The 25,297-nt window shown below is 71.0% G+C and carries 19 protein-coding genes; 13 read left to right on the plus strand and 6 right to left on the minus strand.

Features of this window, described 5'->3' with window-relative positions; all coding sequences use genetic code 11:
* Positions 1–96 precede the first annotated feature (96 nt).
* The 6 genes from ACG00X_RS16875 (at position 97) to ACG00X_RS16900 (ending at position 4,331) form a co-directional block, all read left to right on the plus strand.
* On the plus strand, positions 97–1,275 hold the full coding sequence (locus ACG00X_RS16875; protein ID WP_394489554.1) for an acetyl-CoA C-acyltransferase: 1,179 nt from the start codon (positions 97–99) through the stop codon (positions 1,273–1,275).
* A gap of 92 nt (positions 1,276–1,367) precedes the next feature.
* The gene (locus ACG00X_RS16880) at positions 1,368–1,547 is read left to right on the plus strand and encodes a hypothetical protein (RefSeq protein WP_394489556.1); all 180 of its coding nucleotides are present in this window, start codon (positions 1,368–1,370) and stop codon (positions 1,545–1,547) included.
* A complete protein-coding gene (locus tag ACG00X_RS16885; RefSeq protein ID WP_394489558.1) occupies positions 1,544–2,380 on the plus strand; it encodes an SPFH domain-containing protein in 837 nt (278 codons plus the stop codon). Before ACG00X_RS16880 ends, ACG00X_RS16885 begins: the two co-directional genes overlap by 4 nt.
* Positions 2,381–2,384: 4 nt before the next feature.
* The gene (locus ACG00X_RS16890) at positions 2,385–3,011 is read left to right on the plus strand and encodes a LysE family translocator (protein WP_394489560.1); all 627 of its coding nucleotides are present in this window, start codon (positions 2,385–2,387) and stop codon (positions 3,009–3,011) included.
* Positions 3,008–3,673 (plus strand): SDR family oxidoreductase, encoded by a 666-nt coding sequence (locus tag ACG00X_RS16895; RefSeq protein ID WP_394489562.1) that lies wholly within the window; start codon positions 3,008–3,010, stop codon positions 3,671–3,673. Before ACG00X_RS16890 ends, ACG00X_RS16895 begins: the two co-directional genes overlap by 4 nt.
* Positions 3,674–3,860: 187 nt before the next feature.
* A complete protein-coding gene (locus ACG00X_RS16900) occupies positions 3,861–4,331 on the plus strand; it encodes a MaoC family dehydratase (protein WP_394489564.1) in 471 nt (156 codons plus the stop codon).
* Between the two features lie 11 nt (positions 4,332–4,342).
* On the opposite strand, the gene ACG00X_RS16905 is transcribed toward ACG00X_RS16900, so the two are convergent.
* Both ACG00X_RS16905 and ACG00X_RS16910 read right to left on the minus strand, forming a co-directional pair.
* Complete coding sequence (locus ACG00X_RS16905) at positions 4,343–4,708, minus strand: response regulator (RefSeq protein WP_394489566.1); 366 nt, start codon at positions 4,706–4,708, stop codon at positions 4,343–4,345.
* Positions 4,705–6,519, minus strand: a complete 1,815-nt coding sequence (locus ACG00X_RS16910) for a sensor histidine kinase (protein WP_394489568.1) — start codon at positions 6,517–6,519, stop codon at positions 4,705–4,707. The genes ACG00X_RS16905 and ACG00X_RS16910 overlap by 4 nt, the downstream gene beginning before the upstream one ends.
* Positions 6,520–6,750: 231 nt before the next feature.
* Here ACG00X_RS16910 and ACG00X_RS16915 point away from each other — a divergent pair, with 231 nt between their 5' ends.
* Entirely contained in the window at positions 6,751–7,893 is a 1,143-nt protein-coding gene (locus tag ACG00X_RS16915; protein WP_394489570.1) for a hypothetical protein, read from the plus strand.
* Positions 7,894–7,911: 18 nt separating this feature from the next.
* On the opposite strand, the gene ACG00X_RS16920 is transcribed toward ACG00X_RS16915, so the two are convergent.
* A complete protein-coding gene (locus ACG00X_RS16920; RefSeq protein ID WP_394489572.1) occupies positions 7,912–10,929 on the minus strand; it encodes a VIT domain-containing protein in 3,018 nt (1,005 codons plus the stop codon).
* Positions 10,930–11,140: 211 nt separating this feature from the next.
* On the opposite strand from ACG00X_RS16920, the gene ACG00X_RS16925 reads away from it, so the two are divergent.
* Positions 11,141–12,277, plus strand: coding sequence for an acyl-CoA dehydrogenase family protein (locus ACG00X_RS16925; RefSeq protein WP_394489574.1), 1,137 nt, complete (start codon positions 11,141–11,143; stop codon positions 12,275–12,277).
* Positions 12,278–12,436: 159 nt separating this feature from the next.
* Entirely contained in the window at positions 12,437–13,519 is a 1,083-nt protein-coding gene (locus tag ACG00X_RS16930) for a methyl-accepting chemotaxis protein (RefSeq protein WP_394489576.1), read from the plus strand.
* Positions 13,520–13,538: 19 nt separating this feature from the next.
* On the opposite strand, the gene ACG00X_RS16935 is transcribed toward ACG00X_RS16930, so the two are convergent.
* Positions 13,539–14,441, minus strand: a complete 903-nt coding sequence (locus ACG00X_RS16935; RefSeq protein WP_394489578.1) for a lactate/malate family dehydrogenase — start codon at positions 14,439–14,441, stop codon at positions 13,539–13,541.
* Between the two features lie 253 nt (positions 14,442–14,694).
* On the opposite strand from ACG00X_RS16935, the gene ACG00X_RS16940 reads away from it, so the two are divergent.
* Complete coding sequence (locus ACG00X_RS16940; protein ID WP_394489580.1) at positions 14,695–19,602, plus strand: CheR family methyltransferase; 4,908 nt, start codon at positions 14,695–14,697, stop codon at positions 19,600–19,602.
* Here ACG00X_RS16940 and ACG00X_RS16945 read toward each other — a convergent pair.
* On the minus strand, positions 19,568–19,960 hold the full coding sequence (locus ACG00X_RS16945) for a hypothetical protein (protein WP_394489582.1): 393 nt from the start codon (positions 19,958–19,960) through the stop codon (positions 19,568–19,570). The genes ACG00X_RS16940 and ACG00X_RS16945 overlap by 35 nt on opposite strands.
* 167 nt (positions 19,961–20,127) lie before the next feature.
* On the opposite strand from ACG00X_RS16945, the gene ACG00X_RS16950 reads away from it, so the two are divergent.
* Positions 20,128–21,060, plus strand: a complete 933-nt coding sequence (locus tag ACG00X_RS16950) for an ABC transporter ATP-binding protein (RefSeq protein ID WP_394489584.1) — start codon at positions 20,128–20,130, stop codon at positions 21,058–21,060.
* Positions 21,061–21,071: 11 nt separating this feature from the next.
* Positions 21,072–22,355, plus strand: a complete 1,284-nt coding sequence (locus ACG00X_RS16955) for an ABC transporter permease (protein ID WP_394489586.1) — start codon at positions 21,072–21,074, stop codon at positions 22,353–22,355.
* Here the strand turns inward: ACG00X_RS16955 and ACG00X_RS16960 are convergent.
* Positions 22,291–24,930, minus strand: a complete 2,640-nt coding sequence (locus tag ACG00X_RS16960) for an ATP-binding protein (protein WP_394489588.1) — start codon at positions 24,928–24,930, stop codon at positions 22,291–22,293. The two genes, ACG00X_RS16955 and ACG00X_RS16960, sit on opposite strands and share 65 nt — an antisense overlap.
* A gap of 77 nt (positions 24,931–25,007) precedes the next feature.
* Here ACG00X_RS16960 and ACG00X_RS16965 point away from each other — a divergent pair, with 77 nt between their 5' ends.
* The gene (locus ACG00X_RS16965) at positions 25,008–25,280 is read left to right on the plus strand and encodes a DUF4242 domain-containing protein (RefSeq protein ID WP_394489590.1); all 273 of its coding nucleotides are present in this window, start codon (positions 25,008–25,010) and stop codon (positions 25,278–25,280) included.
* The last annotated feature ends 17 nt before the right edge of the window (positions 25,281–25,297 follow it).

A 25,297-nucleotide genomic window follows, 5' to 3' on the forward strand; every position in this document is an offset into this window, starting at 1 on the left:
AGGCCTTCTGGCCCTACCGGTTGTGGCGATAGGTGATTTCACGTAACCCGGGCGGTTCCACAATGGAAGCATCCATTCAACGACAGGAGACTGAACATGTCCGATCCCATCGTCATCGTGTCCGCCGCCCGCACGCCCATCGGCGGCCTGCTGGGTGATTTCGCCGGGCTCGCCGGCTGGGAGCTCGGCGCCGTCGCGATCAAGGCGGCCGTCGAGCGTGCCGGCGTGCCGGGGGATGCCGTCGAGGAAGTGCTGATGGGCAACTGCCTGATGGCCGGCCAGGGCCAGGCGCCCGCGCGGCAGGCGGTGCGCAAGGCGGGCCTGCCCGACTCGGCCGGCGCCGTCACGCTCAGCAAGATGTGCGGCTCCGGCATGCGCACGGTCATGTTCGCGCACGACATGCTGGCCGCCGGCTCCGCCGAGGTCATGGTGGCCGGCGGCATGGAGAGCATGACCAACGCACCGCACCTGATGTTCGCGCGCAAGGGCATCAAGTACGGCGCCTCCGCTGTCTATGACCACATGGCGCTGGACGGCCTGGAAGACGCCTACGAGCGCGGCAAGGCCATGGGCGTGTTCGCCGAGCAGTGCGTCGCCAAGTACGCCTTCAGCCGCGAGGCCATGGACCAGTACGCCATCACGTCCACGCAGCGCGCCAAGGCCGCCAACGAGAGCGGCGCGTTCGACTGGGAGATGGCGCCCGTCACGCTGGCCTCGCCCAAGGGCGACACCGTCGTCAAGTTCGACGAGCAGCCCTTCAAGGCCAAGCTCGACAAGATCCCGTCGCTGAAGCCCGCCTTCAAGAAGGACGGCGCCATCACCGCCGCCACGTCGTCCAGCATCTCCGACGGCGCCGCCGCGCTGGTGCTGATGCGCGAGAGCACCGCCAAGGCGCGCGGTTTGCAGCCCATCGCCCGCATCGTCAGCCACGCCGTGCACGCGCAGGCGCCGGACTGGTTCACGACCGCGCCGGTTGGCGCCATCCAGAAGGCGCTGGCCAAGGCCGGCTGGCAGGCGTCTCAAGTCGACCTGTGGGAAGTCAACGAAGCCTTCGCCGCCGTGACCATGACGGCCATGTCCGAGTTCAAGCTGCCGCACGACATCGTCAACGTCAACGGCGGCGCCGTCGCGCTGGGTCACCCGATCGGCGCCAGCGGCGCGCGCATCATCGTCACGCTGCTGGGGGCGTTGAGGGCGCGCGGGTTGAAGCGCGGCCTGGCGGCGCTGTGCATCGGTGGTGGCGAGGCCACGGCGCTGGCGGTCGAGATGCTGTAACGCCGTCGTCGGTGGCGCGCCTGCGGGCGCGCCCCGCCGGTGCGTGCTTCCCCGGGGCGGGTGGCTTGCGCGCCTGATGGACACTCACGCCCGTGAGACATTTCATCCTGCTCCTGGTGGCGGCGCTGCTGGCCTACGGTCTGTGGCAGCTGGGCGGTCGCCCGCAACTGCACCGCTGGGCCCGCCATGGCGTGCGTCTGGCGGCCATCCTCGCCTTGTTGCTGGCGGCCCTGGTGGCCGCCTATCACTCCCACGCTTTGAAACTGCTATGAGATTCACACCGCTGCTGATGGCCCTGGGCGCGCTGCTCGCCGGGTGCACCCAGATCGACACCGGCAATGTGGGCGTGGAGCGCACGCTGGGCAAGGTCAGCAGCGAGGCGTTGCCGCCGGGCATCTACCTGACCGTCTTCAAGTCGGTGGACGAGTTCACGGCCAAGGAAATCAGCTTCCAGCTGGCCGACATGACGCCCAAGAGCCGCGACAACCTGACGATGAAGGACGTCGACATCGACGTCTATTTCAAGGTCATGCCGGCGGCCGTGCCCGGGCTGTTCACGAAGTACCAGGGCGACGTCGTGCGTCACGCCGACATCGTGCGCGACGGCAGCAAGGACCTCGTCATCGCCTACAGCCGCGTGTCGCGCGAGGCCCGCGAGGCGGTCTACAAGTCCATCGCCGAGATGGATGCGACGACCATGCACACCAAGCGCGCCGAGCTCTCCGAGCGCGTGCGCGGCGAGTTGCAGAAGGAGCTGGATGCCACCGACAAGGGCGCTTTCGTGGTGACGGCCGTCAATGTGCGCAACTTGCTGACCGACCCGGCCATCGAGGCCGCCATTCGGCAACGTGCGGAGACTGACCAGGCCATCGAGCGCAAGCGCAAGGAGGTCGAGCTGGCCAAGGCCGAGGCCGAGCGCCTCATCGTCGAGGCCGAAGGCCAGGCCCGCGCCAACCAGATCCTCAGCGCGTCGCTGACGCCGGCATTGAAGGAAATCAAGCTGGCCGAACTGCAGCGCGATGCGGCGCTCGCGATCGCCGCCAAGCCCGGCAACACGGTGCTGCTGGGCACGGGCGCGCAGCCGTTGGTCAACGTCGGCAGGTAGCCGCATGCTGGGCACCCACGACCTGCTGCTGTTCTCTGCCACCGTCTTTGTCTTGAATGCGACACCGGGCGTCGACATGGCGTTCACGATCGCCAGCACCTTGCGCGGCGGCTGGCGGCAGGGCGTGGTGGCGGCGCTGGGCATCATGACCGGCTGCGTGGTGCACACGCTGGCGGCGGCGTTCGGCCTGGCCGCGCTGCTGGCAGCATCGGCCGAGGCGTTCACGGTGGTCAAGCTGGCGGGCGCGGCCTACCTGCTGTATGTCGCGTGGGGCATGGCCCGTGCCGGGCTTCGGCCGCCTGCAGCCGCCGCCGTGGCGGCGCCGCAGTCACTGTGGCGCACTGCGCGGCAGGGCTTCTTCACGAACGCGCTGAATCCCAAGGTGGCGCTGTTCTTCCTGGCGCTGCTGCCGCAGTTCATCGACGCCGGCGCGCCCGACAAGGCGCTGTCCTTCCTGTTCCTGGGCGGCTGGTTCATCGTGCAGGGGCTACTGTTCCTGCTGGCGCTGATCGCGCTGGTCACGCCGCTGCGTCGCGCGTCGCCGAGGCCCTGGCTGTTGCGTGGCCTCCATCTGGGCGGCGCCGGGCTGTTCACCGCCCTGGCCGCCAAACTGGCTCTGACAAAACCATGAATGTGCTCATCATCGGCGCGTCTCGCGGCCTCGGCTTCGAGTTCGTGCGCCAGTACCGCGCGGCCGGCGCCCGCATCACAGCCACCGCGCGCGACGACGACGCGCTGGAGCGGCTGCACGCGCATGGCGCGCGGGCGCTCAAGCTGGACGTGGCCGATGCGGCCAGCGTGTCGGGCCTGGCCTGGCTCATCGACGGCGAGCGTTTCGACGTGGTCGTCATCAATGCCGGCGTCTACGGGCCGCGCACCCAGGGGCTGGAGACGCCGACGCTGGCGGATTTCGATGCCGTCATGCACACCAACGTGCTGGGCCCCATGCGTGTGCTGCCCCAGGTGGCGGAGGCGCTGGCCCCGGATGCCCGCGTGGCCATCCTGTCGTCGCAGATGGGCGCCATCGCGGGGCGTGGCAGCAGTACGGGCTGGCTGTACCGGGCGTCCAAGGCGGCGGTCAATTCGGTCATGAAGGACGCGTCCCTGGCGCTGGCGGGGCGGGCCATCGTCGTCAGCTTCCACCCCGGCTGGGTGCGCACCGACATGGGCGGCGCGGGCGCCGACATCGACGCTGCCACCAGCATCGCCGGCATGCGCACCGTGCTGGCCAGCGTGAAGCCGGCCGACAGCGGCGGCTTCTTCAACTACGACGGCATGCGCCTTGCATGGTGATGGCCGCCCACCGACCGCCGCGAATCGGTGGGGACGTGTCCATCAAAGTAGCGGCAGGGGCGCGCAACCCCGTGACAAGGACTGCGCTAACGTGAACCACCTTGGGATTGCGGCCGCGGCCCGTGTGCTGGGCGCCGCCGCAATGTTTGCGATGCTCTGATCCATCAGCCCTCCGGGAGAACGCCTTATGAACACCCCCGTTGTCGAGACCGAATCGCCGGTGTTGGTGCAGGCGGGCGAGACCTGTGAGCGCAGCGTGCGCTTCACGCGCGAGGAAATCGCCACCTTCGCTCGGCTGACGGGCGACACCAACCCGCTGCACCACGATGTGCAGGCAGCCCAGCGCGCCCGGCACGGCGAAATCATCGCCAGCGGTCAGCAGACGACCGCGCAGATGATCGGTCTGGTGGCCAGCCACTTCTCGCGCAGCGACGACGGGCAGACCCGCGAGCTGCTGTGCCTGAACTTCAACTTCGCGTTCAAGGCGCCCGTGTTCGCCGAGCAGGAGCTGGTGCTGCACTGGCAGGTGTCCAGCGTCGAGTGGAGCGCCTCGCTGGGCGGCTGGCTGTTCCATGCCGATGGCCGGGCCACCGTGCGCCATGCGCATCCCTGCGTCATCGGGCGCGGCACGCTGCTGGTCCGGGGCGGGCGCGGCTGAGCGCTGCGGTCTCACGCCAGCCAGGCCCGCACCTGGTCGGCCAGCCGGGCCACGTCGATGGGCTTGTCCAGGTGGTCCGCGCAGCCGGCCGCACGTGAGCGGGCCTTGTCCTCCGGCCGCGCCTGGGCGCTCAGGGCCAGCACGGGCACGTCGCGCAGTGCCGGGTCGGCCTTGAGCCGGCGCGTGGCCTCGTAGCCGTCGAGCACGGGCATGCGCAGGTCCATCAGGATGATGTCCGGCCGTTGCCGGGCCGCAGCGGCCAGCGCCTGCAGGCCGTCCGTCACCCATTCGACGTCGAAGCCCGCCTGCTCCAGCACGAAGCGGGCGAGATAGGCGTTGACCTCGTTGTCCTCCACGAGCAGCACACGCGCGGTCATGGCGGTGCGTCCAGCTCGACGACGAAGCGGGAGCCGCCGCCCTCGGTTGGCGTTTCATGGCGGATGCGCCCGTTCATCAGGCGCAGCAGCTGTGCGCTGAGGTACAGGCCCAGCCCCGTGCCCTGCTGGCCGTCGGCCAGCCCGTTGTCCAGCTGCCTGAAGGGCTGGAACAGCAGGCCACGCTGGGCCTCGGGCACGCCCGGGCCGTGGTCGCGCACCGCCATGACGAGGCGATCGCCGTCGCGCCATGCGGTGATCTCGATGTCGCCCCGATCGCTGAACTTGATGGCGTTGCCGACCAGGTTCAGCAGCACCTGCGCCAGCTTGCGGCGGTCCCCCGGCCAGGGCAGCGGCGTCGGCATGTCCACGACCAGCGCCAGGCCGCGCTGCTCGGCCAGCGGCCGCAGCTGGTGGGCCACCTCTCCCGCCAGCTCGGCCATGTCCAGCGGCGCGATGCTCAGCTCGGCGCGGCCCGCCTCGATGCGCGACAGGTCCAGCAGGTCGTTGATCAGCGCCAGCAGGTGCCGGCCTGCGCTGCCGACATAGCCGAGCTGGCGGGTCTGCTCCGGCGTGACGGGGCCGCTGCGGCCACTGCCCAGCAGATCGGTGAAGCCGAGGATGGCGTTCAGCGGCGTGCGCAGCTCGTGGCTCATGCGGGCGAGGAACTCGGACTTGGCGCGGTCCTGGGCCTGCAGGCGGCGGTGTTCGGCCGCGGCGCGCTCGGCGGCCTTGCGCTCGGAGAGGTCGTGCAGAAAGCCGACGAACAGTGTCTCGCCGTCCAGCTCGAAGCGCGCGAAGCGGATCTCCACCGGCAGCTCGCGCCCGTCGGTGTGGCGCGCGACGGCCTCGGTGCCGCGCCAGTTCAGGTGCCGTTCGCCGGTCGCCAGGTGGCGGGCCAGGCCGGCGTCATGCGCCGCGCGCAGGCTCTCGGGCTGCAGCACCGCCAGCGGCTGGCCCGCCAGGCTGCCGGGCGCGTGCCCCAGCAGCGCGTGCAAGGCCGGGTTGGCGAGGCGGATGCGGCTGTCGGTGTCGATGATGAGCGTGCCGTCGATGCTGGTGTCCCACAGCGAGCGAAACAGCGCCTCGCTGCGCTGCACGGCCTGCGTGGCGGCCAGGTCCTTGCGTGCGCGTCTCACCATCAGGAACACGGCGGCCGGGCCGAACAACAGCGCGCTGGCGATCAGCATGGTCTCCAGCGCCGCAGCCGTGAGGCGCGACGCCCGGCCCAGGTTGGCTGCGAAATGCTCCTCCAGCACGGTCAGGCGCGCGTCCAGCGCCAGCAGGCGCGGCTGCAGCGCCGCCCGCGCTTCGGCGGGCTGCTGCCGGGCCTCTTCGGCCAGCCGGATCAGCTCGGCAATCGCGTCATCGGCGGTGCGCCAGCTCTCCACCGCGTCGGACAGCTGGGGCAGCGTGCTGCAGCAACGGTAGAGCCGGATCATGCCGGGCGCGTCGGCGGCCGGGTTGCGTGAGCCGACGAAGCCGTCACGGGCCTCGTCGTCATGCGCGCTGCCGCGGTCCATCGCCTCGCGGGCGCGGCGCGCATTCAACGGCACGGCGATCTCCTGCTCGTAGCGCTGGAACAGGCCCTCGTCGCCCGTCTGCAGATAGCCCAGCAGCGCCAGCGTGGCGCTCTTCTGAGCCCGCGACCAATGGCTTTCGCCCGTCACGTACGCGCGCCCGGCGGACAGCGCCGTCACGGCGAACAGCCCCAGCGCGGCCAGCACGGCCGCCATCGCAAGCAGCAGCCACGCCACGCGCCGCGCGCTGCGCGGCAGGGCGGCGGCCGAGGTGGATGCAGGCGCGGTGCTCACCACGCCCGAGTATGCCGAGCGGTCGGCGGCGGGGGAAGCTGTGGCGCCTGTGAAGCCCTATGCTGCACCGACAGGGAGATCGGTGCGATGCGACGAGCGTTGAAAAGGTTGTTATGGGTCGTGCTGGCCCTTGCTGTGTCGCTTCCTGTGGCGTGGGTCGCCTGCAATGGGCGGTGGGCCGATGTGCAGCCACAGCCCGTGCCAGAGGCCTTGAAGTCGCGGCCGGTCACCTTGCCGCCGTCGCGCAATGCCTTCTACGACATGCAGGGCATGGCGGCGCCGCTGGGCGAGGACGCCAATGCTTGGGGCGTGGCCAGCCTCCAGCCTGATGCCCACGCGCGCCCTGGGGAGCTGTCGTGGCCCAAAGACCCGCTGTGGCATTGCAAGTCGGCCGAGAACAATTGCGTCGAGGCCTGGCGCAACCAGCGTGCTCGCATGGTCGAGATGCTTGCCGCCAGCCGAGGTCTCGGGCAGCGGTGCGATGTGATCGCCCAGGCTGAGAGCTACGAGGAAGTGTTGCCGGAGCGGCCAGCCAGCGGTGCGCTGGCCGCTGCGCCGTATGTGCAGTTGCCCTGGCCACGTTTTGCCGGCATCACGAGCTGCCTGCGCTGGTTTGGCGTGCGCGCGGCGCTGGCGGCGAGCCCTCGTGAGGCTTGGGTTGAACTGGAGCGGGCCAACCGCCTCGCCAGGCTGCAGCTCGCGGGGTCGCGCAGCCTCATCGGGACAATGATCGGCGTGTCGATGCTGCAGAACCATTGGCTGCTGGCGGCGAACTGGGTTGCCAGCACGCCCGGTGCCGACCGTGCGAGCTTGCTGCCCCTGTTCGAGCCCTTGCCGGCACACGCACTCAGTCCGCGCGCCTGGGTGCCGTACGAGGCGCGGTTCTTTCGCGAGATGATGACGGACCTGTTGGATGCCGAGCGCGGCTGCGCCGCAGTCGACGAATCGGCGGAGCGCATCTCAGCCGAGCGCTTGTGGTGCCGAGCACGGCTGGGCTTGCTGCCCGAACTCAGCATTCAGTCCAACGATGCCCGCTGGATCGCCCGGCTGGACGCCATGCCTGCCCAGGGCCCGGCGTCCTGCGAGCTGCTGTTGCAGTCAGCCTGGCGTGAAGCCGGGCCTTCCTGGCCAGCATGGCGCAACACGTTTGGCCGCATGTTGCTCGACTTGCCGGGAAGCCGCTGGGGCATCTACGCCGCGCGCCAACTCGATCTGGAGCTGTTGCGTCAGACCTTGCGCGCGCAGGTTGTCGGGGAGGCCGTACCGGCCGGCGTCAGGCTCAGTCACGAGGGCGGGGCAGCCAGGTTCTCCGCCTGTCGCGCTGCGCTGGATCCTGGCGAAGCGGCCGCGACCGTGCGCGTGCCGCTGCTCTGACGTCGGCGCCGGCTGGCGCTACCTGCCGCCCCCGCCGGCCGGCGGCGCGACGTCGAAGGTGCCCACCAGCACCTGCTCGCCGCGCCCCGACAGCCGCAGCACGACGCGTTCGTCCTTCTGGCCGGGCGTGCCGTAGCCGGTGGCCAGCCACAGCATCAGCGTCGTGTAGGGCGACACCAGCTGCTGGCGGTGGCCGAAGAACTGCGCGCGCACCTCGTAGCGGCCGGGCTTGGCCTGGCGCAGCGAGAACTCCTCCGGGCCGTAGCCGCCCGTGAAGTCGCGCGACATCGCGCCGCCCTGGCGCGTCAGCCGGTGGCCGTAGTAGGCCTTCTCGCCGTCGGGGTCGGTCACCCAGAGGTCGATGTCGGTGTTGTCGGCGTCCCAGGCCAGCACGGCGCGCAGGTCCAGCGGCAGGTTGCGGCGCAGGCGCGGGTCCACGCGGCCCAGGTCCACGGCGGACGTGCGCGCGGCGATGGCGTTCAGCTCGGTCAGCGCGATCAGGTCGATCTCGGCGAAGCGGCCATCCCAGGGCCGGGCGGCCACGTCCCACAGCAGCTCCACGGCGCGCTGGGGCTGGCCGGCCTGGGCGAGGGCCAGCGCCAGGTCGCGGTGCGACTGCGGCTCGTCGGGCGCCAGCTCGCGCACGCGCTCCAGCAGCGGGATGGCCAGCTTGAGCTCGTCGGCCTGCGTCAGCCGGTAGGCCAGGATGCGCAGGATGTGGCGGTTCTCCAGCTCCATCTCGGCGAGGTTGGACAGCACGCGCAGCGCCAGCGCCTGCTGGCCCTTGGTGAAGAAGATCTCGGCCGCGTCGATGAAGAAGGCGGTGCTGTTGGTGTAGCCGGCGCGCTCGTCCAGGTAGACGGCGTAGCGGTCGGCGTCGCTGGCCTCGCGCAGGCGGCGGGCGTAGGCGGCGTCGGGTTCCCAGCGGCGCAGAGCGATGGTGGCGGACGGGGCGGGCGCGGTGTCGCTGCGCTTCGCGCTGGCGCGGGTGCCGGTGACCGACACCGACACCGACTCCGCCACGGGCGCGGGCGCCGCAATCATCAGCTCGGGCGGGGGTGGCGGAGCGGCCATCGCCGGTGCCGACACGGGCGCCACGCGCTGCATCGACTCGGCCACGCGCGCGTCGCGCAGGCGGCCGACGTCTGCGGACTCGATCGCCACCGGCTTGGGCGGCGGCGGTGCATCCTTCGGGAACTCGCGCTCCCACCAGGCCTGGCGCTCGGCGAAGCGGCGCACCAGGCTGTCGAGCTGGCGCTCGCGGGCCTGGCCGCGCTCGGCGTCGCGCAGGCGGGCCTGCTGCTGGTAGGCCGCGCGCATTGCGGCGGTGGGCGGCACGATCTCGTGGCGCACATAGTCGGCCAGGTTGTCCAGCACGATCAGCGAGGTCTCGGGGCCGACGAGGCGGAACTGCTCGCCCAGGCGGCGGATCTCGGCGCGGTGGCGTGGCCGGTCCGCTTCCAGCTCGGCGCTGCGCAGCTCGGCCCAGCGGCGTGCGGCCAGCGGCACGGCGGCGTCGTCGTCGGTCGTCTTGGCGGCGGGCGGGGTCTTGAAGGTCAGCGTGCGCGGCACGCGGCGGCCTTGTGCGTCCACCAGCGTCAGTTGCAGCGTGGCCTGGGGTGCGGTCAGCCGTGCGGCGATCAAGAGGCGGCCGTCCTCGGGCCGCTGCGACGCGGTGACGACCTGCTCGGCGCCGTCGGCGCGCACGTCGGCCAGCCGCAGCGCCGGGCGGATGAGCGCGTCCAGCGCGGTGAGGGTATCCAGCCGGTTCAGGTCGACGAGGCGGCCGCCCTGGCTTTCGGCCAGGCGGCGCAGGCGGGGCGCGTCGATGCGGGCGGCAGCCGTCACGGCGAACACCGGGGCCAGCGGGCCGGCCGGCGTGGCGGTGATGGCGGGCCAGTTGACCAGGCCGTCGCTGAACAGCAGCGTCACGGCGCCGTCGCGTGCCGGGCCGAAGCCGGCGCTCCAGGCGGCGGCGCTGGTGGCGCCGTCGTAGGCCAGCGTCTCCAGCTTGTTGCGCAGTACGCGCCAGTCGCCGGCCTTCACGTCGAAGGCAGCGGCCGGCTCGGCCGCGTCGCGCGCGACGGTGAGGTTGACGCGCACGTCGCGGGCGGCAGCGAACAGCGCATCCAGCAGCGCGAACTCGCGGGCGTGGTCGCGCTGCGCGCCGGAGCCGGAGGCGTCCCAGACGAGGTGGAGCTCGCGTGGCGGTTTTGCGGCGCCACGGGTGGCGTCCACCGCCAGTTCGGCGTAGCCGTAGGCGCTGCCGGCGTAGGGCTGGACCAGCGTGCTGTCTGCGGGGGTGGCCTGCCAGCTGACCGCCAGCGCCTCGCGCGGCTGCCAGTTCTGGCGCTGGATCTGCAGGCCGGCCTCGTCGGCATTGGCAAAGCTCTCGGCGCCGGCCAGAGCGCCCTGCGGCAGCAGCTTGGCCGTGGCGCCGCGCAGCGCGATGCGGCCGTCGAAGCGCGCGATGGGCTGGCCGAAGTCCAGCGGCAGCCGCCAGCGCCAGGGGCCCTTGGTGTCGGCATGCAGTGTCTCGGTCAGCTGCAGCAGCACGCGGCGCTCGCCCTGGGGAGGCAGCGGGTAGATGCGCAGCTTGAAGCTGTTGCCGGCGGTGCGCTCCAGCAGCGCGGGGTCCACGCGCTGGCGGGTCACGTCGTCGAAGACCTGGCGGCCCTTGTCCTTGGGCACCGGCACGGCGCTGACCAGCTCGCCGTTGATGTCCAGCGCGAAACCGGCCACGCCCTGGCCCTCGGCGAGCGGGAACTCCAGCGTCGCTTCCAGCACGCGCGCGTTGGGGTTGTGCACGACGATCTCGACACTCGTCTGCGCCTGCGTGCCGGCCAGCTGGGCCTGCACGTTCACCCGCTGCAGCACCAGTGGCTGGCTCGCGTCCGGCACGACGAAGCGGGGCTGGGCGATCTCCGGCGGCAGCACCGGCTTGACGACCGGCGGCGATTGGCCGGTGGCCAGCGTCGCCGCCGTGGCAAGGCAGAGCATGGCGAACAGCGAGCGAAACGATGTGGCAGCAGGCATGAAGAGGTCCGGAAAGGGCAAACCACGGGTGGGGCCGAACTGACCGTGCCCAGGCCGGTCCTGTCGGCGGCGTGCCGATGCGCGCCAGCGCGGCGCTGGTGATTCAACGTCGCCCCTGCTTCTACGGCAACGCCGGGAAAACAGGGTGAATTGGCGGTGGAGGTGCGCCGCCACAATGCGGCCACCCCAACGCAGTCGGAAAGCGCCACCCATGCTTCTGGACGAAGACCACCTCGCCGTGCAGGACGCCATCCGCGCCTATGTGCAGGCCGAGATCGCCCCCCACGCCGCTGCGTGGGACAAGAGCCACCACTTTCCCGCCGAGCAGCTGAAGGGCCTCGCCGCCCTGGGCTGCTATGGCGTCGCCGTGCCCACCGAGTGGGACGGCGCCGGGCTGGACTACCTGGCGCTGGCCGTCATCCTGGAGGAGATCGCGGCCGGCGACGGCGGCACGAGCACGGTGGTCAGCGTCAACAACTGCCCGGTCTGTTCCATCCTGATGGGCTTCGGCAACGCCGACCAGAAGGAACGCTTTCTGAAGCCGCTGGCGCGCGGCGACATGCTGGGCGCCTTCTGCCTGACCGAGCCGCATGTGGGCTCCGAGGCCGGCGGCCTCAAGACGACGGCCGTCCGCGATGGTGATGACTACGTGCTCAACGGCGTCAAGCAGTTCATCACCAGCGGCAAGCATGGCGACGTCGCCATCGTCATGGCCGTCACCGACAAGGCCGCAGGAAAGAAAGGCATCAGCGCCTTCCTCGTGCCGACCTCGACACCTGGCTACACCGTTGCGCGCATCGAGGAGAAGATGGGCCAGCACAGCAGCGACACGGCGCAGATCCTGTTCGAGAACTGCCGCGTGCCGGTGGCCAACCGCCTCGGCGATGAGGGCCAGGGGTTGAAGATCGCGCTGTCGGGCCTGGAGGGCGGGCGCATCGGCATCGCGTCGCAGAGCGTGGGCATGGCCCGCGCGGCTTTCGAGGCGGCGCTGCGCTACAGCCGTGACCGCGTCACCTTCGGCCAGCCCATCTTCGAGCACCAGGCCGTGCAGTTCAAACTGGCCGACATGGCGACGCGCCTCGAGGCCGCGCGCCAGCTGATCTGGCATGCCGCGTCGCTCAAGGACGCCGGCAAGCCTTGCCTGAAGGAGGCGGCCATGGCCAAGCTGTTCGCCAGCGAGATGGCCGAGCGCGTCTGTTCCGACGCCATCCAGATCCACGGCGGCTACGGCTACCTCGCCGACTTCCCCGTCGAGCGCATCTACCGCGACGTGCGGGTGTGCCAGATCTACGAGGGCACGAGCGAAGTACAGAAGATCCTGATCGGCCGGGCGCTCGGGGCGGGCTGACCATCAGGCGCGGCGCGGCGCCGCGCGGGCCGGCGGCCTGATGCGGGAAAGCGAGAAGAGACGATGCGATCCGCCAGGGGCGTTTGCGTGAAACCCTTCTCGCCGCAGCAGCGGGTGCCGCGCTAAATTGGCCGGGCAACTGCCAAGGAGACCGCCCCGATGTTTGCCAATCTCTCCATCGCCCAGCGCCTGGCCCTCTATCTGGGGCTGTCCATCGCGCTGCAGGTCTATGTCATCGCCGGCGTGCTGTACGGCATGTCGGCCGGCTGGTTGATCGGCGGCAGCCTGGCGCTGGGCGGGGCGATCGCTTTCGTCTACCTGGACGGCGCCAAGAGCGTCGGGGTGTTCCTGAAGGACTTGCTCAGCGGCGCCCACCGCATGAGCGACGGCGACCTGCGCGAGGACATCCCGCTGCGCGGCAACTCGAGCGCGCGCGCCGGCATGCTGGCGCTGGTGAAGCTGCAGGACACGCTGCGCAGCATGATGGGCACGCTGCGCGACGGTGCCGACCAGGTCAACACGGCGGCCTCGGAGATCGCGGCCGGCAACCTGGACCTGTCGCAGCGCACCGAGCAGGGCAGCGCGGACCTGCAGCAGGCCGCCAGCTCGCTGCGCCAGATGACCGAGGCCGCGCGCCACAGCAGCGAGGCCATGGGCGAGGCCAGCACGCTGGCGCAGAGCACGTCGGACCAGGCGCGCCAGAGCGGCGGCGTGGTGCTGAACGCCGTGGAGGCGATGAACGGCGTCAGCCAGAGCAGCCGCAAGATCGCCGACATCATCGGCGTCATCGACGGCATCGCGTTCCAGACCAACATCCTGGCGCTGAACGCCGCCGTGGAGGCCGCGCGGGCGGGCGAGCAAGGCCGCGGTTTTGCGGTGGTGGCGGCCGAGGTGCGCCAGCTCGCGCAGCGCAGCGCCGAGGCGGCCAAGGAGATCAAGTCGCTGATCGGCGCCAGCGTGGAGCAGGTCGATGCCGGCTCCCGGCTCGTCAACGATGCCGGCGCGCAGATGCAGGGCGTCGTGGCGAGCGTGGAGCGCGTCGCCCACCTGATCAAGGATGCGACGGAGCTCGCGCGCACGCAGAGCTCGGGCCTGCGCGACATCGCCGATTCGGTGGACCGGCTGGACCAGGCCATGCAGCAGAACGCCGCGCTGGTGGAGCAGGGCGCGGCGGCGGCCGAGAGCCTGAAGTCGCAGGCCGGGCGCCTCAACGAGCTGGTGGGGCGCTTCCGGACGCGTTGATCACGCGCCGCTCACTCACTCACTCGCTCAGCGATCGGAACGCGCGGTCCAGCAGCTCGCTGGACGCGACCAGCGCCTCGCGCTCGGCCCGGTCCATGGCCGGCGCCGTGATCTGGTGCGCGCCGCTCGCGCCCACCAGCGCCGGCAGCGACAGCGCCACGCCGTTGTCCTGCACGCGGCTCACGGGCAGCAGCTGGCGTTCGTCGTTGACGATGCAGCCGATCAGCTTGGCCGTCACCAGGCCGATGGCGTGGTTGGTGGCGCCCTTGCGCTGGATGACTTCGTAGGCCGCGCGGCGCACGGCCTGGGCCATCGTCGCCTCCTCGCCGGCCTGCCAGCCCGGCCAGTCGCGCAGCGCGACGCCGCCCACGCGCGCGCCGGCCCACAGCGGCACCGACGAGTCGCCATGCTCGCCCACCACCTGGGCATGCACCGACTGCGGCGCCACGCCCAGCCGCACGGCCAGCCGCTCGCGCAGCCGGGCCGTGTCCAGCAGCGTGCCGGTGCCGATGACCCGCTCCAGCGGCAGCCCGCTGGCCGCCTGCACGACGCGCGTCAACACGTCCACCGGGTTGGTCACGACGATCAGGATGCCGCCGAACCCCTGCAGCGCGCGGCCCAGGCCGGCGGCGATGCGGGCGTTGTCGCGCAGCAGCGCCAGCCGGGTTTCGTCGGGCCGGCCGTTGCGCCCGGCCGCCAGCACGACGATGTCGGCCTCGCGCATCTTCTCCAGCGGCACGGCCTGCACGCGGCAGCGTGGGTAGAAGGCCGCGCCGTCGGCCAGGTCCATGGCCTCGCCCTCGGCGACGGCACTGCGCTGGTCGTACAGCCAGAGTTCGCCGGCGTGGCCGGCCTGCAGGGTGGAAAACGCGACGCTGGTGCCAACCCAGCCGGTTCCGATGATGCCAATGCGTGCTTTCATGGTGTGAGTATTGCTGCTGCCGCTGGCCGGCCAAGCGTTGGCGCGCGGGAATCGCGCGTGAAACCGGCCAAACCCTGCGCCGGGCGGGCCGTTTGGCCGCCTGTTGCGCGGTGGACGTTGCCGTCGGCGCCATCTTGGGTAGCATCTTGCGGTTCGGCATCCCAAGCCTCCGCAAGAGAGGGTCGGCGTGCCCCGCAGATGCCATGCATCCGGCCGGGGCACCGCGGATGGCGACATCAGGTGGAGGAACCTTATGTCGATGGAGTCCCTGGACATGTCGGGCGCGGGTGAGACGGCGCCCGCCGGCAGCGAAGACGGGTCGGCGTCCGCCCCCGCCGACGAGGCCGAGCAGCGCATCGCGCCCCTCCGTGTCGTCGGGGTGGGCGCATCGGCCGGTGGGCTGGAGGCGCTGCAGCAGCTGTTCTCCCAGATACCGCAGAACCTCGGCGTGGCCTTCGTCGTGGTTCAGCATCTGTCGCCTGACTTCAAGAGCCTGATGCCCGAACTGCTGGGCCGGGCGACGTCGATGCCGGTGGTCTCGGCGGACCACGACCTGGTCATGGCGCCGAACACGGTCTATGTGCTGGCGCCGGGCATTTCACTGGCGGTGCGCGATGGCCGGTTGCTGACCCATCCGCGGGCCGCGAACGGCGAGCTGTACCAGCCCATCAACCTGCTGTTCGAGTCGCTGGTGCCGCTGGGCGTGCAGGCGGCGGTCATCGTGTTGTCGGGAACCGGGCAGGACGGGGCCTCCGGCGCCAAGGCGCTGCGCGCAGCGGGCGGGCTGGTGCTGGCCCAGGTGCCCACGTCGGCGCGCTTCGACTCGATGCCGCGCGCCGTCATCGACGCCGACTGCGCGGACATCGTCGCGCTGCCGTCCGAGATGGGGCGCGCGTTGGCCCGCTGGGTGGAAGACCCGCAAAGTGGGCGGCAGTTCACGAGCGAGTCCGTCGACGGTGACGCACTCACCTCCGGCCCTTACGGTCCGGTGATGAAGGTGCTGCAGGATGCCTTCGGTGTGGACTTCGGCCACTACAAGGCCGGCACCATCATGCGGCGGCTGGAGCGCTGGCTGTCGGTCGGCGGCCAGCCGCAGTCGCCGCAGGAACTGGCCGAGCGCGTGGTGAACAACCCCGCCGAGATGGACCGTCTGCTCAGCGATCTGCTGATCGGCGTGACCGGGTTCTTCCGCGACGAGGCGGCCTTCGATGCGCTGCGCGACAAGGCCATCGAGCCGCTCGTCGACGCGCTGGGCGAGCGGGAGCAATTGCGTTTCTGGTGCTGTGCCTGCTCGACTGGCGAGGAAGCCTATTCGGTGGCCATCCTGGCCATCGAGGCCTTCGACCGTCGCCATGTGGCGCCGCGCGTGCGTATCCTGGCCACCGACCTGCATGCCGCCTCGGTGCAGAAGGCCTCCATCGGCCTGTATCCCGAGGAGGCGCTCGGCGGCGTGCCGGAGCGACTGCGCCACAAGTATTTCGTGCCCCAGGCATCGGGCATGTACAAGGTGGCCGACCATCTGCGGCGGGCGGTCGTGTTCTCCGCGCACAACGTGTTGCGCGATGCGCCGTTCCAGCGCATCGACCTGGTCACCTGCCGCAACCTCATGATCTACATGAAGCCGCCGGCGCAGGCGCTGATGCTGTCGTCCTTCCATGCGGCGCTGCATGCCGGAGGGCTGCTGTTCCTGGGCCAGAGCGAGATGCCGGGCGAGCAGTCCGAGGCCTTCACGCCGCTGGATGAAAGTGCGCACATCTATCGCAAGCGGCCCGGCGTGCGCCTGCCCATCAGCTCGCGGCCGTTGTTCGGCGTGCCGCCGCCGCTGCGGCCGTCGGCCAGCGCCGCGCTCGACAACCGCGCGAGCTACCGGCTGCAGGAGGTGCTGGCGCAGCGCTACGTGCCGGCGGGCTTTCTCGTCAACCAGCATGACGAGCTGGTCTATGTGTTCGGTGACGCAGGCCGCTACCTGCAGGCGTCGCCGGGCCGGTTCGGCGGCACCATGTTCAGCCTGCTGGGCGGCGGGCTGCGCACGGCGGTCACCATGGCGCTGCGCAAGGCCGCGCAGAAGCTGGAGAGCGCTTCGGTCTCGGACGTGGTGCTCGATGCGGAGGAGGAGGGCACGTCGATGCGCGTGGACGTCGACCCCATCGTCGACCGCTCGCTGCCCGGCACCTACTTCATGGTCCGGCTCGTGCGCATGGACGCCGCGGCGAATGCGGCGCTGGCCCCGGCGGGGGGCTTCGCGACGTCGCTGGACGACGCCTCGGCCGCCCACATGGCCGAGCTCGAGCAGGAGTTGCAACGCACGCGCGAGGCCTTGCAGCGCACCGTGGAGGACCTGGAGGCGGCCAACGAGGAATTGCAGGCCGGCAACGAGGAGCTGATGGCCGCCAACGAGGAGCTGCAGTCGTCCAACGAGGAACTGCATGCACTCAACGAGGAGCTGTATTCCGTCAACGCCGAGCACGAGTTCAAGATCCAGGAGCTGCGTGAAACCTCGGCCGACCTGAACAACCTGATCCGCGCGACGGAGCTGCCCATCATCTTCCTCGACGTCGATGGCCGGCTGCGCCTGTTCACGCCGCCCGCGACGGAGCTGTTCCCGCTGCGTGCCCAGGACATCGGGCGCGAGCTGCGCGACTTCCTGCCCCGCGAGGTGGATGGCCGGCTGTTCGACGACATCGGCGCGTGCCTGCGTGAAGGCGCATCGCGCGACTGCGAGCTGGTGCTGAAGAACGAGCGCTTCCTGCGCCGCCGCGTGTCGCCCTACCGCACCGACCTGGGCGGCGTGAACGGCGTGGTGCTGACCTACGTGGAGGTGACCGACCAGGTGCGCAACCGCGAGCAAGCCCTGCGGCTGGTCAACCAGGCGCAGGTGCAGGCCATCATCGAATCGGTCCCGCACCTGATGTGGACCTGCACGGCCGATGGGCAGTGCGACTTCCTGAACCCGCAGTGGGTGGCCTACACCGGCGTGCCCGCCGAGCAGCAGTTGGGCACCGGCTGGCTGGCGCAGATCCATGAGAGCGACCGCGACGGCCTGATGACGGCGTGGAATCGCTCGGTGGCCACCGGCCAGCCCTTCCGTACGCGCTTTCGCATCCGGCGGCGGGACGGTGCCTACCGCTGGTTCGACACCCAGGGCATCCCGCAGCTCGACCCGCAGGGCCGGATCGTCAAGTGGTACGGCTCCAACACGGATGTCCATGAAGTGCAGCTGCTGCAGGACGCACTGCAGGAGCGGGACCGCTTCATGCAGACGGTGGCGGACAGCGTCAATGGCATGGTGGGCTACTGGGACCGCCAGCAGCGCAACCGCTTCGCCAACCGGCATTACCTGGAATGGTTCGGCAAATCGGCCGAGCAGGTGCGTGGGGCCACGCTGCGCGAGGTGCTGGGCGACGAGGTCTACGAGAAGAACCGCCCGTTCGTGGAGGCCGCGCTGCGTGGCCAGGAGCAGAACTTCGAGCGCACGATCGAGAAGCCCGACGGCACGACCGGCTATCTGCTGGCGCAGTACTTCCCGCATGTGGTCGACGGCGTCGTGCAGGGTTTCGTCGTCACCGCGACCGACATCACCCGCGTGCAGGAAGCCCGGCTGCTGGCCGACCAGGTGTTCAAGGTCAGCCCGGTGGCCAAGCTCGTCGTGGACGAGCGCGGGCGCCTGGTGCGCTGGAACCCGGCGGCCCAGCGCCTGCTGGGCTACACGCAGGACCGCCTGAACGGGCTGCCCATCGAACAGCTGGTTCCGGCGGACCGTCGTGCCCGGCACGACATGCTGCGGCGTGGCTACATGGCGGCGCCCGCGCACCGCGCGATGGGGGCTGCCGGCGCCTTCCCGCTCCTGCGCGCCGATGGCACGGTGGTGGAGGTGGAGGTCGACATCAGTCCCGTGCCGCTGGGCGGGCGGCCCGCCGTCATTGCCTGCATCCGCGAGGTGGCGATGTCGCCGCATGCGCTGCACCGGCTCGACCTGGCGGTGCAGGCGCGCACCGCCTTCCTGGCGCAGATGAGCCACGAGATGCGCACGCCGCTGAATGCCATTCTCGGCATGGCCCAGCTGCTGGAACTGGAGTCGCCCACGCGCCAGCAGATGGACCGGCTGCGCCGCATCGAGGAGGCCTGCAACCTGCTGCTGGGCATCGTCAACGACGTGCTCGACTACTCCAAGATGGAGGCCGGCGGCCTGCGCCTGGAGATCGACGACTTCACCGTGGGCGAGCTGCTGGACCGCGGCGTCGCCATGGTGGCCGACAAGGCCAAGCTCAAGCATCTGAAGCTGCGCACCGAGGTGGCGTCCGGTGTGCCTGCGCGCCTGGCGGGCGATGTGCGGCGCATCGAGCAGATCCTCGTGAACTACCTGTCCAACGCGGTGAAGTTCACCCATGCGGGCGAGGTGCTCGTGGCCGTCAGCAGCGCGCCTGCGCCCGATGGGCGCGTCATGCTCAAGGTCGAGGTGACCGACACCGGCGTGGGCATTGCCGCCGAGGATCAGGGCGAGCTGTTCAAGCCGTTTCGCCAGGTTCAGCAAGGCCACGCCCGCCTGTACGGCGGCACGGGGCTGGGGCTGTCGATCTGCCGCCAGCTGGCGCGCGCGATGCAGGGGGATTGCGGCGTGCGCAGCTCGCCGGGAGCCGGCAGCACCTTCTGGTTCTCCGTGCAGCTGGCCGTGGCAGCGCCCCGGGCCATCGAGGTGGCGCCGACGCAGGGGGCAGACGCAACCCGCGTTCGGGCGCTGTGCGCGGGCAGACAGGTGCTGCTGGTGGAGGACAACGAGGTCAACCGCCTCGTCATCCGCCAGCTGGCCGAGAGCGTCGCTGGGCTGCAGGTGACGGAGGCCGAGGACGGCGCGCAGGCCTTGCAGCTGGCGGCGCAGCGTGTGTTCGACCTGGTGCTGATGGACATCCAGATGCCCGGCATCGACGGCATCGAGACCACGCGGCGTCTGCGCCGGCTGCCGGGCTATGCCGCCGTGCCGGTGTTTGCGCTGTCGGCCAATGTGCAGGGCGAAGACGTGACGGCCTGCATGGACGCCGGCATGAACGGCCATCTGGGCAAGCCGCTGGTCATCGGGCAGCTGCTGGCCGTGCTCGTCTCGCTGTGGGGCGGGGCCGCGCCGGGGGCCGTCACCGCGGCGGGCGGCGATAGCCCTGGTAGGTGAGGACGATGGCGACGCCGATCAGCAGCGCCTGCGGCAGCAGCGTCGCCGTGCCGGCGCCTGCCGTGGCGGCGCGGTAGTGGCTGGCTGCGAACAGCCGCACCAGGCCCAGCGCGAGCGCGAACCAGCCCGTCAGCGTGACCAGCACGGGCCAGGCGCGCGACCAGCGGTTGTGCGCACGCACGATGGCCAGCCCCGCCACGAACAGCAGCGCGCCAGACAGATAGACCCCTGACGGCACCTGGCCCTCATACAGCCCGGCCTGCACGAAGGGCAGCTCGGCCAACACCAGCGCCAGCAGCGTGGGGCCGACAAGTGCGGCGATCTTGCGGGACTGCGCCAGGTCGGTCTTGGGGTCCATGCGGTGACTGCAGTTGGCGGGTTCGGGGCTGCCTGTTTACCACGCGGCGTCCCGCTGCCTGCCCCTCGCCTGCCATTCGCCGGCTGTGCCGTCGATTCGTCGGAATGCCTATCGGCCCATGGCGGGTGCCCGCCTAGCATCCGCCCCGATTTGTTCATGGAGGCGACATGACGCGCGACGAGGTGTTGGTGGCCCGGGGGCTACGCAAGGCTTACGGAGACCGGCTGGCGGTGCAGGAGGTCAGCCTGGCGCTGCGGGCCGGCGAGGTGTTGGGTCTGCTGGGGCCCAATGGCGCCGGCAAGTCGACCACGGTGGGCATGATCTGCGGCCTGACCACGCCCGACGCCGGCACCGTGACGCTGGCCGGCGGCGTGAGCCTGGCCTCCGACGAAGCCGGCTACAAGCGCCGCATCGGCCTCGTACCGCAGGACATCGCGCTGTACGAGGAGCTGCCCGCACGGATGAACGTGGCGCTGTTCGGCGCGCTCTACGGCCTGGCGTCTGAGCAGCTCAAGCGCCGCACCGACGAGGTGCTGGCCATGGTGGGCCTGAGCGACCGCGCCAACGACAGGCCGGCCACCTTCTCCGGCGGCATGAAGCGGCGGCTGAACATCGCCTGCGCGCTGGTGCACGACCCCGAGGTCCTGCTGCTCGACGAACCGACGGCCGGCGTCGACCCGCAGAGCCGTAACGCCATCTTCGACAACCTGGAGATGCTGAAGGCCGCGGGCAAGGCGCTCATCTACACGACGCACTACATGGAAGAGGCCGAGCGGCTTGCCGACTGGCTGGTCATCGTCGACCACGGCCGCGTCGTCGCGAGCGGCACGCAGGCCGAGCTGTTCGCGCGGCTGCCGGCCGCCCAGACGCTGCATGTCGAGATCGCCGGCGAGCCGGACGACGCCGCACTGGCCGGGCTGCCGGGTGTGACGCGTACCGGCCAGCGGCTGGACATCCGCGTGACCGACATCGGCCGCGACACCGGCCCCGTGCTGGCCGCGCTGGCCGAACGCGGCGTGCAGGTGCGCGGCCTGGCGTCGGCGCGCGCAACGCTCGAAGACGTGTTCCTGACCCTGACCGGTCGCCAACTGCGCGATTGAAGGACCGACCCATGCAAGCCTTGCTCGCCCTTGTCCGTGCAGAGATCCGACTGCACTTCTCCAACCGGCGCGCCGTGCTGTTCAGCATCGCCGCGCCCATCCTCATCGCGGCCTTCTTTGGCAGTCTCTTCGGCGGCGGCAGCCCGATGGTGGGCATCGCCGTGGGCGTGGCCGACCAGGACGGCAGCCCGCTGTCGCAGCGTGTCGTCGCCGCGCTGCAGGCCGAGTCGTCGCTGAAGACGACCGTCGGCAGTGAACCCGAACTGCTGGCCCAGGTGCGCGCCGGCAAGCTGCGCGCCGTGGCCGTGCTGCCGGCGGGGCTGGGCGCGCAGGCCGGCCGCGCGCTGTTCGGCTCTGGCGCCAAGCCCGAGATCGCGCTGCATTACGACCCCTCCCAGGCCAGTGCGTTGGCCGTCGTGCGCGGGCTGCTGGCGCAGACGCTGATGCAGGAGGTCAGCCGTTCGACCTTCAGCCCCCCAGGCATGGACGACATGCAACGCCGTGTGCGCGAGTCCACCGGCATGCCGGCCGAGCGGCGCGAGGCGTTCGCGACGATGTTCGACGCCATCGGCAAGGTGCAGCAGGCCGATGCGGCTGCCTCGGCCACGTCGGCTTCACAGGCCGGCGGCCTGTCCATGCCCTACACCACGCGCGAGATCGAGGCCGTGCAATCTGCCGCCAACGCCACGCCCGTGGCCTACAACAGCTACGCCCACTCGTTCGCCGGCATGGGCGTGCAGTTCATCCTGATGGCCGGCATCGACATGGCCGTGGGCCTGTTGCTGATGCGCCGGCTGGGGCTGTGGAAGCGGCTGCGTGCCGCACCGCTCAGCCGCCTGCAGCTGCTCGGCAGCCGCGTGGTGGCCAGCGCGCTGATCTCGTTGATCGTGTTCGCCGTCATCTACGCCGTTGCCATCGTCGGCTTCGGCGTGCGTGTGCTGGGCAGCCCGGTCGGCTTGCTGCTGGTGCTGGTGTGCTTTGCGTTGCTGACGGCCAGCTTCGGCCTGCTGGTTGCGTCGTTGGGCCGCACGCCCGAGGCCACGCGCGGCCTGGCCATCCTGGCCACGCTGTTGATGGTCATGCTGGGTGGCGCCTGGGTGCCGTCGTTCATCTTCCCGGAGTGGCTGCAGACGGTGTCGCTGGCGGTGCCCACGCGTTGGGCGGTGGACGCGCTGGACGCGATGACCTGGCGGGGCCAGCCGCTGGCCGAGGCGCTGCTGCCCTGCGCCGTCATGCTGGGTTTCGGCGCAGCGTTCGCGGGGCTGGCGATCTGGCGCTTTCGTTGGGAGGAGTGAAGCGCAGGCCGGTCACGTCCAGCGCGCACTGCCAGGTCTGGATGAGGTCCATTGCCTCGCCCTCGGTGTGCCAGCGGGCCAGCATGGCGGCGTCTGCGTTGCGGGCCAGCAGCGCGTCCAGCCGCTCGCGGTCGGCCGCCTCGTTGGGCTGGCGGCTCTCCTGCCCGCGGTCGCGGTAGGCGCGGTCGGCGGCCCCGGCCAGCTGGCCGGCGCGGCGCCAGTCGCCGCCGAGGCCGTGCAGCAGCGCCAGCGCGTCGAGCGCGCACCACAGGTTGTCGGCGGCGATGCGGCGCTGGCGGCTGGCGCACTCCGAGACGATTTCCTGCGCGCGCGTCAGGTTGCCTTGCGCCACCAGCGCGCCGATGAGGTTGCCCAGCACGCTGAACTCGGCCGGCGATGAGCCGTCCTTCGGCACCAGCGGCAGCAGCGCCTCGCTGCGGGCGACGGACTGGTCCAGGTCACCCGCCGCGCGTTCGACGTCGGCCAGGTTGGTGCCGGCGCGCAGCACGCCCTCCACATCGCCGTCGCGCTGGCACAGCGCCAGCACCGACAGCAGCAGCGCGCGGGCGCTGCGCGTGTTGCCGGCGGTCAGGTCCAGCGTGGCCTCGGTGGTGCGCCCGCGTGACAGCACGTTGGACGGCCAGCGTGGGTCCTCCACGGCCTTGGCCAACGCCATCGCGCGGCGCGCGTCGGGGTTGTCCACGCGCCAGTTGAACGCGTACTCCGACCACGCCAGGTACTGGCCGCGTGCGTCGCCCAGCGCCTCGAACAGGTGCGCGGCGCGCTCGGCGGTCGCGCGGGCATGCTGCGGGTACTCGGTGCTGTTGGCGCGGCTCACGCCCTCCCAGAACCGCGCCGCCACGCGGTCAGGGGTCTGCGGATTGACGTGCTGTGTGAGCAGCTCGCCGCGCGTGCGCGCCTCGGCGTGCTGCAGCAACGCCAGCCACAGCGGCCAGCCGCTGGCGTAGAGCGCGATGGCGGCGCCGGGCGCGGCACCGAGCGCAAGGTCCACCGCGTAGCGCAGGTTGTCGATCTCCGGCGCCCAGCGCGCCGTCCAGGCTGTCGGCGGTGTGCACCAGTGCTCGTCGAAGCTGCCCTCGAACAGCCGGCACATGCCGTGGATGAAGCCCAACTGCACCTGCTCGGCCTCGCCGGACTGCGCCAGCTTGTCCTTGGCGAACAGCCGCCCCGTTTCAAGCAGTCGGTAGCGCGGTGCGTGGGCGCGGTCCAGGCTCACGAGCGAGCGGTCGACGAGATCAAGGATGACTTCGACGACGCGGCAGCTCGTCATCGCCTCGTCGGCCAGGCAGTCGGCGGCCCAGTCCAGGTCGAACGAACCGGGGAACACCGACAGCCGCCGGAACACGCGCTGCTCGGCCTCGTTGAGCAGGCTGTGGCTCCAGTCCAGCGCTGCGGCCAGCGCGTTGTGCCGCGACGGCTGGGCCTGTGACGGCGGCGCCAGCAGGCTCAGGCGCTGGTGCAGCCGCGCCGCCAGGCCCGCGATGCCCAGCGACGGCAGGCGAGCGGCGGCCAGCTCGATCGCCAGCGCATTGCCGTCCAGCTCGCGGCAGATGCCGGCGGCCAGGGCGGTGCTGTGCTCGTCCCACTGCAGCGAGCTGCCGGAGCCTGCGGCTCGCTGTGCCAGCAGTTGCAATGCATCGCACCCGCGCGCCTCGGCGGCGCTGGCGTCCTCGGCCGGCAGTGCCAGCGGGCCGAGCCGGTAGACCTGCTGCGTCGCCGCGCGCAGCGGGATCTGGCTGGTGACGAGCAGTGTGAGCTGTTCCGTCTCCTGCACCAGTGCCTGCGCGATGCGTGCCGTCTCGTCGAGCAGGTGCTCGGCGTTGTCCAGCACGACGAGCATGCGCTGCGACTTCAGCTTGCGCACGACGGCGTCCAGCGGCGCGTCGTCGCCTGCGAGCTTGATGCCCAGCACGCGCGACAGCAGCGCAGCGACCTGCATCGGCTCGGTCAGCGGCGCCAGCTCCACCCAGAACACGCCGTCGACAAAGCGCGCAGCCAGCTGGCGCGCGGCCGCCAGCGCCAGGTGCGTCTTGCCCACGCCCGCGGCGCCGCACAGCGTGACCAGCGGTTGCGCAGTCAGCAGCGCCGCCAGCTCGGCCAGCTCGCGCTGCCGGCCGATCAGTGCCGGCACGCGCGCCGGCAGGTTGCCCGGCGCAGCGGGGCCGGCGGGGCGCGGGGCTTCGCGGCGGGCGTCGTCGGCCTCGGCCAGCGGCACGGTGAAGCGGTAGCCCACACCGGCGATGTTGGCGATGGCGCGCGCGCCCACCAGCTTGCGCAGCTGCGCCACCTGCACGGCGATGTTGTTGTCTTCGACGACGACGCCGGCCCACACGCGCTGCATCAATTCGTCCTTGCTCACCAGCCGGCCGTTGCGCTGCACCAGCAGTGCCAGCACGTCGAACGCGCGGGCGGTGATGGCCAGCGGCTCGCCGAAGCGCAGCAGCTGGCGCTCCTGCGGGCGCAGCAGGAAATCGCCGAAGCGGTACTCGGCCTGCAGCGGCGCGTCCGGCGCTTCGGCCTTCAGTGACAGGGGCGGGGGCGCGGTGGATTTCATCGGCAATTCATACCCGTTTAAGGACGCATTGGGGGCGTCGCGCCGAGCATGCAGGCTCTTCAACCCGAGGAGCATTCATGCCCAAGTTCGTCATCGAGAGAAACATTCCCGGCGCCGGTCAGCTGACGCCGCAAGACCTCAAGGCCGTGTCGCAGCGCTCGTGCGCCGTGCTCAACAGCATGGGCCCCGGCATCCAGTGGATACAGAGCTACGTCACGGACGACCGCCTCTACTGCATCTACCTGGCGCCGGACGAGGCCGCCATTCGCCGCCATGCCAGCGAGGGCGGGTTCCCGTGCGACAAGGTGTCTCAGATCCGCACCGTCATCGACCCGTCGACCGCCGAGTAAGGATTAGACGGCAGCCG

The organism is Pelomonas nitida, from assembly GCF_043555975.1.
Lineage (GTDB): Bacteria > Pseudomonadota > Gammaproteobacteria > Burkholderiales > Burkholderiaceae_C > Pelomonas > Pelomonas nitida.